This window comes from Pelagibius sp. 7325 (genome assembly GCF_037652055.1).
Lineage (GTDB): Bacteria > Pseudomonadota > Alphaproteobacteria > Kiloniellales > Kiloniellaceae > Pelagibius.
This window is the reverse complement of record NZ_JBBKAH010000011.1, coordinates 123,039-138,695: the sequence shown is the minus strand read 5'-3', so window position 1 is coordinate 138,695 and position 15,657 is coordinate 123,039. Positions and strand designations below refer to the sequence as shown.

13 protein-coding genes are annotated in these 15,657 nt (G+C 67.9%); 4 read left to right on the top strand and 9 right to left on the bottom strand.

The window, feature by feature from the left end; genetic code table 11:
- Nucleotides 1-6: 6 nt before the first annotated feature.
- The 7 genes from WDC82_RS20625 to WDC82_RS20595 form a co-directional block, all read right to left on the bottom strand.
- Complete coding sequence (locus WDC82_RS20625; protein WP_340119288.1) at nucleotides 7-687, bottom strand: DUF6655 family protein; 681 nt, start codon at nucleotides 685-687, stop codon at nucleotides 7-9.
- A gap of 73 nt (nucleotides 688-760) precedes the next feature.
- Nucleotides 761-1,714 (bottom strand): DMT family transporter, encoded by a 954-nt coding sequence (locus WDC82_RS20620; RefSeq protein ID WP_340119287.1) that lies wholly within the window; start codon nucleotides 1,712-1,714, stop codon nucleotides 761-763.
- 13 nt (nucleotides 1,715-1,727) lie between these two features.
- A complete protein-coding gene (locus WDC82_RS20615) occupies nucleotides 1,728-2,777 on the bottom strand; it encodes a cobalamin-independent methionine synthase II family protein (protein ID WP_340119286.1) in 1,050 nt (349 codons plus the stop codon).
- Nucleotides 2,778-2,909: 132 nt separating this feature from the next.
- Nucleotides 2,910-5,177: a GNAT family N-acetyltransferase gene (locus WDC82_RS20610; RefSeq protein WP_340119285.1), complete on the bottom strand. Its 2,268-nt coding sequence runs from the start codon at nucleotides 5,175-5,177 to the stop codon at nucleotides 2,910-2,912.
- Between the two features lie 16 nt (nucleotides 5,178-5,193).
- The gene (locus WDC82_RS20605; protein WP_340119284.1) at nucleotides 5,194-6,180 is read right to left on the bottom strand and encodes a hypothetical protein; all 987 of its coding nucleotides are present in this window, start codon (nucleotides 6,178-6,180) and stop codon (nucleotides 5,194-5,196) included.
- Entirely contained in the window at nucleotides 6,177-7,193 is a 1,017-nt protein-coding gene (locus WDC82_RS20600; protein WP_340119283.1) for a D-alanine--D-alanine ligase, read from the bottom strand. The genes WDC82_RS20605 and WDC82_RS20600 overlap by 4 nt, the downstream gene beginning before the upstream one ends.
- Entirely contained in the window at nucleotides 7,193-8,389 is a 1,197-nt protein-coding gene (locus tag WDC82_RS20595) for a KamA family radical SAM protein (RefSeq protein WP_340119282.1), read from the bottom strand. The genes WDC82_RS20600 and WDC82_RS20595 overlap by 1 nt, the downstream gene beginning before the upstream one ends.
- Nucleotides 8,390-8,793: 404 nt before the next feature.
- Between WDC82_RS20595 and WDC82_RS20590 the strand changes: the two genes are divergently transcribed.
- From WDC82_RS20590 to WDC82_RS20580, 3 genes are read left to right on the top strand one after another with little or no spacing between them, the layout of a single operon-like run.
- Nucleotides 8,794-9,798, top strand: coding sequence for an NAD(P)-dependent alcohol dehydrogenase (locus WDC82_RS20590; RefSeq protein WP_340119281.1), 1,005 nt, complete (start codon nucleotides 8,794-8,796; stop codon nucleotides 9,796-9,798).
- A 46-nt stretch (nucleotides 9,799-9,844) separates the two neighbouring features.
- Entirely contained in the window at nucleotides 9,845-10,819 is a 975-nt protein-coding gene (locus tag WDC82_RS20585; protein ID WP_340119280.1) for a hypothetical protein, read from the top strand.
- Nucleotides 10,812-12,848 carry a CocE/NonD family hydrolase gene (locus tag WDC82_RS20580; RefSeq protein WP_340119279.1) on the top strand — a complete coding sequence of 679 codons (2,037 nt, stop codon included), beginning with the start codon at nucleotides 10,812-10,814 and terminating at the stop codon, nucleotides 12,846-12,848. Before WDC82_RS20585 ends, WDC82_RS20580 begins: the two co-directional genes overlap by 8 nt.
- On the opposite strand, the gene WDC82_RS20575 is transcribed toward WDC82_RS20580, so the two are convergent.
- Nucleotides 12,845-13,873 carry a hypothetical protein gene (locus WDC82_RS20575; RefSeq protein WP_340119278.1) on the bottom strand — a complete coding sequence of 343 codons (1,029 nt, stop codon included), beginning with the start codon at nucleotides 13,871-13,873 and terminating at the stop codon, nucleotides 12,845-12,847. The two genes, WDC82_RS20580 and WDC82_RS20575, sit on opposite strands and share 4 nt — an antisense overlap.
- Nucleotides 13,874-13,899: 26 nt before the next feature.
- Nucleotides 13,900-14,526, bottom strand: coding sequence for an ABC transporter substrate-binding protein (locus WDC82_RS20570; protein WP_340119277.1), 627 nt, complete (start codon nucleotides 14,524-14,526; stop codon nucleotides 13,900-13,902).
- A 103-nt stretch (nucleotides 14,527-14,629) separates the two neighbouring features.
- Here WDC82_RS20570 and hpnA point away from each other — a divergent pair, with 103 nt between their 5' ends.
- The gene (gene hpnA, locus WDC82_RS20565; RefSeq protein ID WP_340119276.1) at nucleotides 14,630-15,622 is read left to right on the top strand and encodes a hopanoid-associated sugar epimerase; all 993 of its coding nucleotides are present in this window, start codon (nucleotides 14,630-14,632) and stop codon (nucleotides 15,620-15,622) included.
- Nucleotides 15,623-15,657: the final 35 nt, after the last annotated feature.

Genomic DNA, 15,657 nt, shown 5'->3' with positions numbered 1-15,657 from the left:
GTCCCGTCAGTGTCCGAAGCGCAGCTCCCGCCGGGTGATCTCATAAGAGCCCTCGCCGACCCATTCGTCGTTGTCCGGGTCTGGCATCAGGTCGTTGGTGTGCCAATCGACAACCAGTAGCGCCACCCAGTCGGTTTTCTGGGAGAAGCCGTACACCGGGTCGATCGACTGGCGTAGGGCGCCGGTCTGAGCGTCGTAGGTGGTGAGCGCCAGTTTCACAACGCCCTGCTGGCGGTCGCGTTTGTAAAGCGCCAGCTCCGGAATGGTCAGGTCGCCGGCCAGCGGGATGGGAATGGGAATGCTGGGCAGGCCGACGAGGCTGCGCTTGCGGTCGACCGACAGCGCGCCGACCCGCGGCTCGAACACCAGGTCGGCTTGGCCGCGCGTGGCGACCAGCCGGCCACCGGCACGCAGAATGCGATCGCGCAGGGCTGCCAAGAGATATTTGCTGTCGGTCCCCTCGACATAGCCGGCCTCGACGAAGACCTTGCTGTTCTCGGGAATCTGCAGCGCCAGCTTTTCACAGACACGATCGGCTGCGGTGGAGAACAGGAGCTGTTCCGTTGCCGTGCGGGCCGGCTGGCTCTCGTTCGACGTCGAACAGGCGCCTACGGCCAGCAGCAGGAAGGCGACGACCCCGACCCGATGGCGGGGGGTCGGGGCAAGATACTTCAGGGGAAAACACATCTCGACGATTGACGGGCGCGGCCGTGAACTCTTCCCGCTACAGGCGGCGGATCGCCGCGTTACCCGATGAAAGTCACAGCGCCGGCGGTGCCAGTTGGCGGATACGGCGCTGGTGGGCGAGCTGCCAGACCAGGTAGGCGACGATGGCGGTCAGCACGATGACACCGCCGACGATGGTGCGCGGTGTCGGCGTTTCGGCGAGGAACAACCACACCCAGAGCGGGCCGAGAATGGTCTCGGCGGTGCCGAGCAGCGCGGCGAAGGCTGAGGGAATTAGCCTGGCACCCTGGGTGAACAGGGCCAGGCCAAGACCGAGGCTGATCCCGAAGAGGCCGAGTATGGGCAACTGCCAGCCGGCCACCGCGACGCCGCCGGTCGTCGAAAGACTCATTGCCAGGGCGACAACGCAGCTCGCGGCCGCACCGGTGCAGACCGCCGGGGTCATGCGGATGCCTGCCTTGCGCCGCGTGATCACCGTGGCGGTGGCGAAGGAGAACGCGATCAGCAGGGAGAGGCCGTCGCCGACCGGCGACACCCGCCCGGTCAGCGAGTCGGAAACCATGACCGCGACGCCGGCGATGACGCCCGCAATGGCAATCCCGGTGACAAGACGCAGCGGCTCTGCGAACAGCACGCGGGAGATGAGGGCCGCGATGAGAGGCACGCCGGCCTGCATCAGCAGGATGTTGGCGACGGTGGTGAACTGCAGGGCCACGACGAAGGCCGTCGAGGCGACGGCGAAGCAGAGGGCGACGGCAAGGCCTGGTGTGCCCATTCGGGCGAAGAGCTGCGTGGTGCCGGCCCGGCCGTCGCGCACCAGCATGAAGGCGATGAGGAACACCGTCGCGGTGCCGGCGCGCCAGAAGATCGTGGTCCACGGGTTCTCGACCTCGGCGAGACGCGCCAGGATGCCGCCGAGACTCCATATGAAGGCCGAGGCGAAGACCAGCCAGGGGCCGAGCGGATGGGCATCCTGGTCGGCGCTCTGGTGTGTGGGGTCAGTCGATGGGTCGATGGACTGGGTCATTCGGAGAGAGTGCTTACACGCTCTTGGCCGCCTGGGATAGCACCTTCAGCTTCTTCATTGCGAGGTCGCGGCCCAGATGCCCGAGGCCGCAGTCGGGCGCGGCCATGAGGCGTTCGGGCGGCAGATGCTTCAGCGCGGCCTCGAGACGCTCGCTGACTTCCTCCACCGTCTCGACGCGGCTGCGCGCGATGGCGACGACGCCGAAGATGACCGTGGTTTCGGTGAACCGGTCGAGCAGGGAAAGGTCGTTGTGCCGGTGCGCGTCCTCGAGAGAGACGGCATCGACCACAGAGGCGTTGACCGCCTCGGCCAGATCGAAATAGGCCCGGGGATCCGCCTTTGCGTAGCGCTCGTCGTCGAGACGGTTGGGATAGCCGCAGCACATGTGCATGGTCTTCGTGACAGCATCGGGCACGTCCTGCCAGCAGCGCTCGATGTGGGCGATGCCGTAGGCTAAGGCCTCCCTGGGTTTGCGCGCGAAGAGCGGCTCGTCGATCTGGATGTGACGGCAACCGGCCGCGGCCAGGGCGAGCACCTCCTTGTTGAGCGCCACGGCGAGGTCGTGACCGAGCGCCTCGGGGTCGTGGTAAAATGCGTCGGCCGTGGTGTCGGCGATGGTCATCGGGCCGGGCAGGGTGATCTTCACCGGCCGCTCGGTGAAGGACTGCGCCAATTTCCAGTCCGCAGGCAGGAAGGGCGCGCGCGCCAGCACCGGCCCGCGCACCGTAGGCAGATCGGTCTCGTAGGCGCCGCCGCGCAGTACCCGGTGGGTGAGATTGTCGAAGTCGAAGCCGTCGAGGTGGCGGCAGTGATAGTGCACGTAGTTCTCGCGCTTCACCTCGCCGTCGGTCGGGATATCGATGCCGCAGGCGACCTGGTCCTCGATCACCTGCCTGACGCCGCCGGCGATGATCTCCGCCGCCTCGGCGCCCAGCCTGGTAATGGCCTGCAGGTATTCGCGGGTGGCGGTGCTGGAATCCATCGCACCGGGATCGAACCAGTCCGGGATCCGCACGCTGGAGGGCTTTGGATAGGCCCCGATGGTAGTGGTCAGCAGCGGCACGCAACTTCTCTCCCCGGTGGATTTTACCCCTGGAGGAAAGCTAACAGTATTCGCAATGAGGGGCCAAGGGGACAAAGCCTCCTGCCGCACGCTGAGGCGAAGCTGCAGTACCCTCGCGAAGGGCGAGGTCCGCTACAGGGCCTTGGAGAAGATCGCCTTGCCGTCGCCAGGGCGGTAGAAGTCGGGCAGTTCGGCGGTGAGCTCAAAGCCGGCGCGCAGATAGAAGGCGCGGGTCGGCGCGTAGGGTTCGCTGGTCGAGGTGTCGATGTAGATGCGCTGGGCACCGGCGCGCTTCATGGCGGCCTCGGCGCGGGCGAGGATCTGCTGGCCGAAGCCGCGGCCCTGGCGGTCCGGGTGCACAGCGATCCAGTAGAGATCGTGGCTGGTCGCCGAGCCGGGGATCGGCCCGTAGCAGGCGTAGCCAACCAGGGTGCCGTCCTCCTCCAGCAGCACGAACTCGTAGCCCGATGCCCGGCCCCTGGCGACGCGCTCCTGTACCAGTTCCTCGGCGATGGCGATCTCCTCGGCGGAGAACATGCCTGTCGTGGCGACCAGCGAACGCACCCGCTCGGCATCCTCCGGCTTCACCGCTTCGCGCCACAGCTGGCCCTTTGTGCCAGGCCGGCCGACGGGCTTGGCCGCGCGCGGCCGCTGCCGCGACGCCTCGACGCCCTCGACCAGGCCGGTGAAGAAGTGGCGCGCGTTCACGCCCAGGGTGCGGATGCGGTAGCCGCCTTCCTGAATCACCACGGTCGGATAGCCCGCCGCACCGATGAGTTGGCCCATCCGATGGAAATCGCCGGCGCGGTTCGACCAGGTGCCGGTCGGATCGCCGCGCGCGGTATCGAGGCCGAGGGCGACCACCAGGGTCGCGGGCTCGTGACGCTCGATGCGTTTCAGCGCCGTCTGCAGCGCCTCCAGGTGCTGCTCGGGCGTGATGGTCTCGGGCAGTGGAATATTCACGTTGTAGCCGGCGCCCTTGCCGCGCCCGGTCTCGTTGCGGAAACCGGTGAAGTAGGGATAGGCGAAGGCGGGCGCGCCATGGATCGAGACGGTCAGCACGTCGTCGCGCTCGTAGAAGATGTCCTGCTGGCCGTTGCCGTGGTGGTAGTCGACGTCCAGCATGGCGACCTTGCCATAGTGCGACAGATAGTTGGCGGCAATGGCGGCGTTGCTGAAGTAGCAGAAGCCGCCGAAGCTGCGCTTCTCCGCGTGGTGGCCGGGCGGGCGCACCAGGGCATAGGCCAGCGGCGAACCGTTCAGCACCTCATCGGCGGCGGTCAGGGCGCAGTCCACCGCCTGGCGCGCGGCCGGAAAGGCATTGCGGTTCAGTGGCGTGAAGGTGTCGATGCACCAATAGCCGGCCAGCACCGATCGCTCCTTCGGCTTGCGCTCGGGATTGCGCAGCGGGAAGACGTAAGGGTAGATCGATCGCTTGAGCGGCGCCTCTTCGCAGGCGCGCTGGATGTAGTCGACCAGGCCGGCGTCGTGCACTTCGCGGATGAAACGGTCGGGAAATTTGCGCGCCGGCAGGCGGCGGAAGAGGTCGGTCTTGGACAGCTCGCCGAGGATGGCGGCGACGCGCACCGGCGCCTCGACATAGCCGCGGTCGCGCACGTGGTGGATGTCGTGCTTGTCGTTCACCACCAGGGCGATCTGCGGCCTGACGGCGGCGCCGGGCAGGGGCGCGGCGATCTCCTCGGCTTTCAGATAGCGTGGCGTCCGCAGGCGGTAGCCACCCTGCTTTACCGAGGCCACGACTTTGTCGACGTAGTCGGGCGGGCAGATGTCGGCGTACTTGCGCTCCAGGATCGCGCGGATGATCCGCTTCAGGCGCGCGGCCGGCGGCAGCGCGTGGCGCGCCAGCCCGTCGAATACCAGGTAGGGCATGTCGCTGTCGCCGGGATTGATCGGCAGGTCGTAGGCGATGCCCTCGATCGGGAAGGCGCCGTAGCGCTCGTAGAACTTCAGGCGCTGGGCATTCTGTCGACGCACCTTGGGGTCCGGGCTCTTCGCCGGGTCGTCCGGCAGGCACTCGAAGAAGAGCCCGGTGGCGCCGAGATCCTCGGCCTCTTCGCGGACGCGGTCATAGAGCGCGCCGCCAATGCCCGTCCCCGAGCGCCCGCCCGGTGCCACCGTGATGACCTCCAGGTAGGAAAAAGCAAAGGCTGGATCGTGCAGCAGCAGGGCGACCGCTTTCACATGGCCACGGGCGTCCTCGGCGACCAGCAGCTTGGCGACGAAGCGATATTTGAAGGGATTGTCGAGTTGATCCGGCAGCTTGTCGATCTCGCTGCCCGGCATGCCGGGGAACTGGGCGCGGATAATCGTCTGCGCCTCTTCCACCGCCGAGCGGTTGGCCGGCGTGTGGCTGTCGGAGATCTTGCGGATGCGCAGCATGGCTAAGCGTGGGGCATCAGGCGGCTTCTTGCCGGCGTCCCTTTACCGCGGCGGCGACGATGCTGCCGACGACGGCGTCGTAGCCGAGGCCCGCCCGCTCGGCGGCGGCGACAAAACCGGCGTCTGGCGCCAGGCAGGGGTTGACGTTGATTTCCAGGATGGTCGGCCGCCCGGCGCCGTCGACGCGGAAGTCGACGCGGGCGTAGCCGCCGAGGCCGAAGAGATGCCAGGTCTTCAGCGCGAGGTCCTGCAGAGCGGCGATGAGCATGGCGTCCTCGGGCGGAAAGTCGAAGCGACGCGGCGTGTTCAGGTAGGCCGTGGCCGCGCAGTCCCACTTGGCTTCGTAATCGACGATGCGCGGGCGATCCGGCGGGAAGTCGAGGAAGAGGATCTCGGCCACGGGCAGCACGCGCGGGCCCTCCGGCGTCTCCAGAACCGAGAGGTTGAACTCGCGGCCTTCGACGAAGGCCTCGGCGAAGAAGCGGCCGCCGAAGCGCTGTTCGCGGGCCAGGATCTCCTGGTGTGCCTGGGCGGCGGGCACCACGGAGCCGGCATCGATGCCCAGCGAGGCGTGCTCGGTCAGTGATTTCACGATCACGCGGCTGCCGCGCGGAAAGCCGCTGCCGTCCATCGACCATTCCGGCGTCGGCAGGCCGGCGCTCGCCAGCAGGCGTTTGGCGGCGGTTTTGGTGAGCGTCAGGTGGTGCGCCTCGGTGCCGGCGCCGCTGTAGGCGAGGCCGAGATGGTCGAACATCGCCGGCGCCAAGTGGGCCAGGGCGCTGTCGCCATCAAGAGCCTCAACCAGGTTGAACACCATGAGGGGGCGCTTGGCGGCGAGGCGGCCGATCATGCCGAGATCCAGCCCCAGCTTCACCACCTCGCTGCGGTAGCCGAGCCGCCGCAAGCAAGCGGCGACGGCTTTGGCCGTGACGATGGTGTCCGCCTCGTCGGGGCGATCTGCCGCGGCCCCGTGCAGGACCGGCAGATAGGGAGTGGCGGTCATGCCGGGATGCGCCGCCGCCGCCGGGCCTGCGCGGCGACGCCGGTGCGCAGCTTCGCCGCCTGCAGGATCTCGCCGATCAGGCTCTGGTAATCCATGCCGGCGAGGCCGGCCAGGATCGGCAGGTCGGAGTGGGTCGGGTGCAGCCCCGCCAGCGGGTTGACCTCGAGGAACTGCGGCACGGCGTTGGCGTCCGAGCGCAGGTCGAGGCGGCCGCCGTCGCGGCAGCCGAGGGTGCGGTAGGCGGCAAGCGCGATGTCGCCGGCCGCCCGCGCTTCGGCGTCGTCGGCCAGGCGGTACTCCACCCGCGACTCACAGAGTTCCTTGTTCTCGAAGGAATAGACTTCCGGCTCGGCGTTCTGCAGGAGCAGGATCTCCATCACCGCGACGATGCGCGCGGCGGCGCCGTTGCCGACGATGCCGACGGTGAACTCGCGACCCGGCAGAAAGGTCTCGGCAATGGCCGGCTGGTTGAAGCGCGCGCGCAGGGAACGCGCCGCGGCGACCAGAGCCTTGCGGTCGTTCGCCTTGGAGGCGCGCTCGCAGCCCTTGCCGGTGCCCTCGGCCAGCGGCTTCACGAAGACCGGAAAGGGCAGGGTGCAGTTGCGCGCGTCGGCGTCGGACTCGATGACCGCGAAAGGCGCCGTCGGTAGGCCGGCCTCGCGCACCAGACGCTTGGCGACCGCCTTGTCCAGGGTCACCGACAGCGTCAGCGGGTCGGAGAACACGTAGGGAATGCCGTAGGCTTCCAGCAGCGCCGGCACCTGGGCCTCGCGGTTGCGCCCGGCGATGCCCTCGCAGATGTTGAACACCAGATCCCAGCGCTCGCCGGCGACCAGCCGCTGCGTCAGGCTGCGGATGTGGCCGATGCGCTCGACCGTGCAACCGTTGGCGGCGAGCGCCCCGGCCAAGGCGTCGATGGTCTCCGGCGAGTCGAACTCGGCGAGCGCGGTCTCCGAGAAGCCACCGAGGGCGCGGTAGTCGTCGCGCAGGTCGTAGGTCAATCCCACACGCATCAGCAGGCCCTCTTCTTCATCTTGTCGGCACCGATGCTGCCGCCGGGATCGGGGTAGCGGTAGACGCCGCCCTCGAAATTGCGCAGCAGCAGATCGTCGCCATCGCGCCCGACGATATAGTCAGGCAACAGCGGGATCTTGCCGCCGCCGTTGGGCGCGTCGATCACGTACTGCGGCACGGCGTAGCCGGTGGTGTGGCCGCGCAGGCCTTCGATGATCTCGATGCCCTTCTCGACCGGGGTGCGGAAGTGCGAAGAGCCGGTGATCGGGTCGCACTGATAGAGGTAGTAGGGCTTCACCCGGCGCATCAGCAGGCCATGCATCATCGCCTTCATGATGTCGACGGAATCGTTGATGCCTTTCAGCAGCACGGTCTGGCTGCCCAAGGGGATGCCGGCGTCGGCAAGGCGCGCGTAGGCTTCGGTCACCTCCGGCGTCAGCTCCTTGGGGTGTGTCACGTGGATGCTCATCCACACCGGATGGTGCTTCCTCAGCATGCGGGTCAGCGACTTGGTGACACGCATCGGCAGCACCGTCGGCACCTTGGTGCCGAGGCGGATGAACTCGACGTGCCGGATCTGGCGCAGGCGGCCCAGCAGGTAGTCGAGCTTCTCGTCGGCGATGGTCAGTGGATCGCCGCCGGACAGCAGTACGTCGCGGATCTCCGGATGTGCCTCGATATAGGTGAGGGCCTGCTCCCACTGGCGGGTGGAAAACTGGTACTCACCGCCCGCCTCGCCAACCATGCGCGAGCGCGTACAGTAGCGGCAGTAGGTCGAGCAGAAGCCGGTGGTGAGGAACAGCACCCGGTCCGGGTAGCGGTGGACCAGCCCGGGGGTCTTGGTGTCGTGGTCCTCGCCCAGGGGGTCGTCCGCCTCGCCCGCCGTGCGCAGGTACTCCTGGCCGACGGGGATGTGGGTGCGGCGCAGAGGTTCCTCCGCGTCGTCGCGACTCATCAGGCTGGCGTAGTAGGGCGTGATGCCGACCGGCAGGGAGCCCTTGTGGCGAGCGATGGCGGCGTGCTCGTCGGCCGACAGCTGAAAGATCTTCTCGAGCTGGGCAAGGGAGCGGATGCGGCTCCTCAGTTGCCAGCGCCAGTCGTTCCACTCCTCGGTCGAGGCTTCGGGAAAGAAGCGGCGCCGGAACGTCCGGCTGTCCGGTCCGCTCGGAAAGCGCTCGCCACGCTGCCGGGGCACAAGCGGTCGGGACAGCAGGCCGTCGCCCGGACGCGCCCCGTCAAGCGGACGCAGTTGGGGCGACCAGGAGGCCGGAGAGATCAGCAATTTCGACGTGAGGGAATTCGCAGTCGGTTCGGAACCCGAACCGGGAGGCTCCGTGGCGGGAGCCTGAAGATCGTCCATCTTTTGGTCAATCCATACGCTGCGGGGGTCGTCGCGCGAATATCGTCGATTCTGACACCGCACCGCAGACGCAAATTTATTTGATCAGGTCCGCATCCTTTTCAAGCGCTTTTTTGCGGGGCCGGCCCGGCGTGGCCCCAAAACACTCCTGGCTTGCCGCTTGCATTGTCTTCCGGGCTTCCAATGGGGCGGGTCGCCTCCCTATGATCGTGGCTGCCGCAGAGGAGGGTAAAGCGACGATGAAAGCATGGCAGGTTCAGACATCCGAGGGAATCGAAGGCCTGAAGCAGGCGGCGCTGTCGCTGCCCGACCCAGGTGCGGGCGAGGTGCGGGTACGGCTCAGGGCCAACGCGATCAACTACCGTGACCTTTCCGTGATCAGCGATCCGGCGGCCCGCCGCATCGCCTTGCCGCGCATTCCCAACTCCGACGGCGCCGGCGAGGTGCTGGCGGCCGGTCCGGGTGTCACGGCCTTCGCCCCGGGCGACCGGGTGGCCGGCTGCTTCTTCCAGAACTGGATCGACGGCCCCTGCACGGCGGACGCCATGGCATCGGCCATGGGCGGCGAGATCGACGGCGTATTGACCGAGGAGGCCAATCTAAAGGCCGACGGCCTGGTGAAGATCCCGGATCACCTGAGCTACGCCGAAGCGGCGACTCTGCCTTGCGCGGCCTTGACCGCCTGGCGCGCCCTTGTGCCGGTTGGCAAGCTGAAGGCCGGAGATACCGTGCTGCTGCTCGGCACCGGCGGCGTCTCCATCTTTGCCCTGCAGTTCGCCACCCTGATGGGCGCCCGGGTCATCATCACTTCTTCCAGCGACGAGAAGCTGGAGCGCGCCAGGGCACTGGGCGCCTGGCAGACGGTGAACTACCGCCGCATGCCGGCTTGGGAAAATCCGGTGCTGGAGATGACCGAGGGGCGCGGCGTCGACCTGACGGTGGAGGTCGGCGGCGCCGGCACCCTGGAGAAGTCGATCGCCGCGACGCGTATCGCCGGCACCATCGGGATGATCGGCGTCCTGACGGGCGGCCAGGTCAACCCCGCACTGGTCATGCGCAAGTCGATCACCCTGCAGGGCATCTACGTCGGGTCGCGCAACCTCTTCCGCGACATGAACAAGGCCATCGCGGCGGCCGGCCTGCGCCCGGTGATCGACCGTTCCTTCGGCTTCGACGAGGCGCCGGCGGCCTATCGGGCGATGAAGGCGGCCGGCCACTTCGGCAAGCTGGTGATCGAGATCTAGCCGGCTTGGCCCTTTGATTCTGGCTGCCGGCGGCTTAGGCTAGGGTATGCCCATCTGCGAAGCCGACCCGTGGCGGATGCAATACTTCGAGGGCGTGGACTGTCCCGACGACGTTCGCGTTCCCACCGAGGACGGCGACGCCTGGTCGTGGTATCCCCAATATAAATGGGTCTATAACAAGCTCTCGGTGGCCGAGAGCCAGGGCTTTGCCTGCGGGCCGCACGGCCTGATGCCGCCCGCCTTCCCGGTGTTCTCCAAGCCGGTCTTCAACATGCGCGGCATGGGCATCGGCAGCCGCGTGCTGCGCAGCGCCGCCGAATACAAGGCCAACCAGCGCCCCGGCCACATCTGGATGCCGCTGTTGGAGGGCGAGCACATCTCCTCCGACGCCGCGGTGGTGAACGGCGAGGCCAAGTGGTGGCGCCACACCTACGGCCTGCCGCTGGAGGGCGGCATGTTCGACTATTGGGTGGTGCAGGCCGAGGCGAGGCCGGAGGTCGAGGCCTATTGCGGCGACTGGCTGGCGAAGAACCTGGCCGGCTACACCGGCATGGTGAACTTCGAAACCATCGGGGCGAAGATCATCGAGGCCCATCTGCGCTTCGCTGATCAGTGGCCGGACCTTTACGGCGGCCGGCCCTGGGTCGAGGCGCTGATCCGACTCTACAAGGACGGCGTCTGGGACTTCGACGACAGCCGGCGGCGCGAGGGCTACAGCGTCGTGCTGTTCGGCGGTCACGGCCTGCAGTATCGCCACCCGCCCGAGGATCTGGTCCAGGAGGTACGGGCAATGCCGGAGGTGACCTCGGTTCAGGTCACCTTCCACGAAGACCGCCCGCCGGCGCAGCACGCCATGCCGCCTGGCGGTTTTCGCCTCGCCATCGTGAACTGCTGGGACCTGGAAGCCGGCCGCCGTGCGCGCGAGAGGCTGGCATTGAGCTTCTGGTCGACCCAGCAGCTGCGCCCGGGACGCCGCCGCAAGACGGCCGGGGGAGTCGGGGTCGCGGGGGCCAATGACTGAAGTCGCCGACCTTTCCGACCTCAGTGCCATCGAGGAGATCGAGAACGCCTGGATCCCGATGCCCGACGGGGCGCGGCTGGCAGCGCGTCTGTGGCTGCCACGCAGTGCCCGCACGGTGCCGGTGCCGGCGATCCTGGAGTTCATTCCCTACCGCAAGCGTGACTTCATGCGCGCCCGGGACGAGCCGATGCACCGCTTCTATGCCCTGCACGGCTATGCCTCCGTACGTGTCGACGTACGCGGCAGCGGCGATTCCGACGGCGTGCTGGACGACGAGTATTCGCCGCGCGAGTTAAGTGATGCGCAGGCGATCATCGCCTGGCTGGCCGGGCAGCCGTGGTGCAGCGGTGCCGTCGGCATGACCGGCATCTCCTGGGGCGGCTTCAACGCGCTGCAGGTTGCGGCGCTGAACCCGCCGGCTTTGAAGGCCATCATCACGCTCTGTGCGGCCGACGACCGTTACGGCGACGACGCCCATTACAAGGGTGGCTGTCTCCTCAATGAGAACATGCAGTGGGGCTCGATCCTGACGCTCTATAACGCGTTGCCGCCCGACCCCAAGATTGCCGGCGAGGGCTGGCGCGCGCTGTGGCGTCAACGCATCGAGGAGAACCAGCCCTATCCGGCAGTGTGGATGCGTCATCCCTGGCGCGACGATTTCTGGAAGCATGGCTCGGTGAACGAGGACTATGGTGCGATCCGTTGTCCGGTCTATGCCATCGGTGGTTGGGCCGACGGCTACACCAACGCGGTGCCGCGCCTGTTGGAGCACCTGAGCGTGCCGCGCAAGGGCCTGATCGGGCCTTGGGCGCATAACTTCCCGCACGATGCCCGCCCGGGGCCGGAGATCGGCTACCTGCAGGAGGCGCTGCGCTGGTGGGACCACTGGCTGAAGGGCGCCGATACCGGCATCATGGCGGAGCCGATGCTGCGCGTCTGGCTGCAGGACAGCGTGGCGCCGCAACCACAGTACGACGAGCGCCCCGGCCGCTGGGTGGCGGAGGAGTCCTGGCCGTCGCCGCGTATCCGGGCCCACCGCCTGTACCTCGACTGGGGCTCGCTCGCCGAGACGCCGTCGCCGGCGCGCCATGAGATGGCGTTCTCGTCGCCGCAGACCCTCGGGGTGCGCGCCGGCGAGTGGTGCGGCTTCGGCGCCGACGGTGAAGCGCCGCGCGACCAGCGCGCCGACGACGGCGGCTCTCTGGTGTTCGACAGCGACGCCCTCGACCAGGCGATGGAGTTGCTCGGCGCGCCGGTTCTGACGCTGGAGGTGAAGGCCGACAAGCCCGTCGCCTTCCTGGTGGCGCGGCTCTGCGATGTCCACCCGGACGGCAAGTCCTCGCGCGTCTCTTACGGCATCCTCAACCTCTGCCACCGCGACGGCCACGAAAGGCCTGAACCGCTGCAGCCCGGCCGGTGGTACCGGGTGACGCTGCAACTCGACGATCTCGGCCAGGTGATTCCGGCCGGCCACCGCCTGCGCCTGGGGCTTTCCACCGGCTACTGGCCGATGATCTGGCCGACGCCGGAGGCGGTGACGCTGACGGTGCGCAGCGGCACGGGCACCCTCGACCTGCCGCTGCGACCGCCGCGCGATGAAGACGCCGCACTGCTGGCCTTCGAACCGCCGCTGGCCGCGCCCGGCACCAAGCACCGCAAGCTGCAGCACCTCGATTTCACGCGGACCATCGGGATCGATCTCACCACCAACGAGATGATCTACACCCTGGAGGCCGGTGAGTTTCCCGGCGCGTCACTGGCGCGCATCGAAGAAATCGACCTCGACCTCGGCTACACCCAGATGAAGCGCTACCGCATCCTGGAGGACGATCCGCTCTCGGCGCAGACCGAGTTCACGCAGAGCGCGGTGCTGCGCCGCGACGGCTGGTCCGTGCGCCTCGACTGCCGCACCCGCCTGACGGCCACCGCCGAGACCTTCCAGTTCACCGGCGACCTGGAGGCTTTCGAGAATGATGCTCCCTTCGCCCACCGCCGTTGGACGCTGTCGATTCCCAGGAAGCTGCTTTAGCCGCTAACCGCGATGCGCCGGATTGCGGCGTCGATCACCATCTCCAGCATGCGCGGATAGGGAATCTTAGCGAAGCCGGCCATGAAGGCGAGCTTGCCGTCGTTGGCCCAGGCGGGATTGGGATTGATCTCCATCAGCCTCGGCTCGCCGTCGGCGGCGCAGCGGAAGTCGAAGCGGCCGTAATCCTGCAGGCCGAAGCGGCGGAACAGCAGCCGGGCCCAGCTTTCCATGCGGTCCCTGGTGTCGTCGTCGAGGCGCGCCTGGCGGAACTTGATCTCGGTCCAGTAGGGCGAAGCCGGGTCGGCCTTGGACTCGAAGGAGAGGATGGGATTGGCGCCTTTCGGCAGGCGGGAGAAGTCGACCTCCAGCGGCGGCAGGGCCACCAACTCCGCGTCTGGGTTGCCGATCAGCCCCAGGCCGTATTCCGGCCCCGGCAGGTACTCCTGCCAGAGGATGTCGCGACCCGGCAGTTCGCGGTCGAGGAAGGCGAGATAGGCGCGCGCCTCCGTTTGATCGCGCACCACGGCGTCCTTGGTGATGCCGACGCTGCCGTCGGCGGCATTGGGCTTCAAGAGCGCTGGATAGAGATCGGGCAGCGTCTCGCGCGGCATGCCGGCTGGCAGGAAGACCTCGCCGGGCACCGCGACTCCCAGCGCCTCTGCCACCAGACGCACGATCTGCTTGTCGAAGCACAGCACCATGGCCTGCGGGGTGGCACCGGTGTAGGGAATGTCGTGCAGTTCCAGCCAGGCCGGCAGGTTCAACTCGCGGGTCGGTCGGTTGCCGACGCCGGTGTCGCAGAAGTTCACCACCAGGTCCGGGCGCTGTTCCGCCAGGCGTTCGAACAGCCGGCGGTGATCGTTGTAGACGGTGATGTCGAAGCGGCCCAGGCTCGCGATGGCCTCGACCATGGCGGCATGCGCCTTCAGGTCTTCCGGGCCGTAGGCGGCGCCCAGCTTGGTCGGGTCCTGGACATGGTGGTCACCGGTGACAATGGCGAGGGTTCTGACGCTCCGCTCGGGCATGCCTCGTTCCCTCATCCGGTCTCCCCTTACTGGGCCGCGAAGCCGGCGGTCTTGTCCTTCAGCGCATCGATGAGGGCGACGATGCCGATCTTCTGGATGACGCTGTCGTATTCGGCGCGGCGGCTGGCCAGTTCGGAGGCGGTGCCGCCCAGGATCGTGTCGACAATGCGCCAGTCGGCGCCGCCGTCCTCCGGTCTCGTCAGATAGTTGATCGCCACCGCCTCGCCATCGCTCTTTACGATCTGGTTCTGGACCAGGACGGCGCCCCGTCGAGCCTCCTGCTCGCCGAGGACCTCAAAGGTCTCTCCGCCGTAGCCGTCGAAGCGGTCCGCGAAGACGCCGATGCTGTAATCGGCAAAGGCTTCGGTGAAGGCTTCCTGCTGGGCGGTGCTGATGCTGCTCCAGTGGCCGCCCAGGGCGATGCGCGCCATGGCCGGAAAGTCGAAACTATCCTTCAGAACCGGCGCCAGCTTGTCATAGCGGCCCTGGTAGCCCAGCGTCTCGGCTTGCTTCATGGCCTCCAGCAGGGCCGCGTTCAGCCGCTCGACGGTGGCCGTAGGAGTCTCCGCAGCCTGGACCGTTGCGGGCGTGCCCGCCGGAACGCCGAGCAGCAGCAGGGTGAGCAGCAAGGCTCTCAGCCAATTTGTCGTCATCGCGATCCTTCACTCTCGGGTCCTCCAGATGTATGGCGTGGAACCCTCGCTGCAAGAAATTTGTCGTTTGTCGCGTCACCGCCGGAGGCGCAAACTGTCCCTCATGAGCGTTCTCGTCACCGGAGGCACCGGCTTCGTCGGTTCGGCTGTCGTCCGGGCGCTGGTCGCCCGGGGCGAACGGCCACGCTGTCTTGTGCGCGGCGGCAGCGATCGGCGCAATCTCACCGGCCTTGACGTCGAATTGGTCGAAGGTGACCTGACCGACGCTGAGTCGCTGGCTGCCGCCTTGCAGGGCTGCCGCGGACTCTACCACGTCGCCGCAGACTACCGCATCTGGGTGCGCCGGCCCGCCGACATGGACCGGGTGAATGTCGAGGGAACGCGCCGCCTGATGGAGGCGGCGCTGCGGCAGGGCGTGGAGCGGGTGGTCTACACTTCCTCCGTCGCGGTGCTGGGCAAGACGGCCGACGGCACCCCGGGCGACGAAGCGACGGCGGTCTGCCTGGGCGACATGATCGGCTGCTACAAGCGCAGCAAGTTCCTGGCCGAGGAGGCGGTGCGCAAGCTGCAGCGCGAGGAGGGCCTGCCGGTGGTCATCGTGAACCCTTCGACCCCCGTCGGCCCGGGCGACGTGAAGCCGACTCCGACGGGGCGCCTGGTGTTGACCGCTGCGGCCGGGCGCATGCCGGCCTTCGTGGAAACCGGCCTCAACGTGGTGCATGTCGACGACGTCGCCGCCGGCCACCTGCTGGCTTTCGACCAGGGTAAGGAAGGGGAGCGCTACGTGCTGGGTGGCGAGGACCTCGGCCTGGCGGCGATCCTGGGCCAGGTGGCGGAGCTGCGCGGCCTCAGGGCTCCACGCCTGCGGCTGCCGCGCCGGCCGCTTTTTCCGCTGGCCTATGCCTCGGAGGGCTGGGCGAGGGTGCGCGGCGGGCGCGAGCCGATGCTGACGGTCGATGGCCTGAAGATGGCCGCCAAGCCGATGTATTTCTCCCATGCCAAGGCCGGGCGGGCCTTCGGCTACACCCCCCGACCGGCGGCCGAGGCGATCCGCGATGCCGTCACATGGTTTGAGCGCGAGGGCTACTTGGGCTAGGTGCCGAAGCCGTATCCGAGGCCAAAAACCGCCCG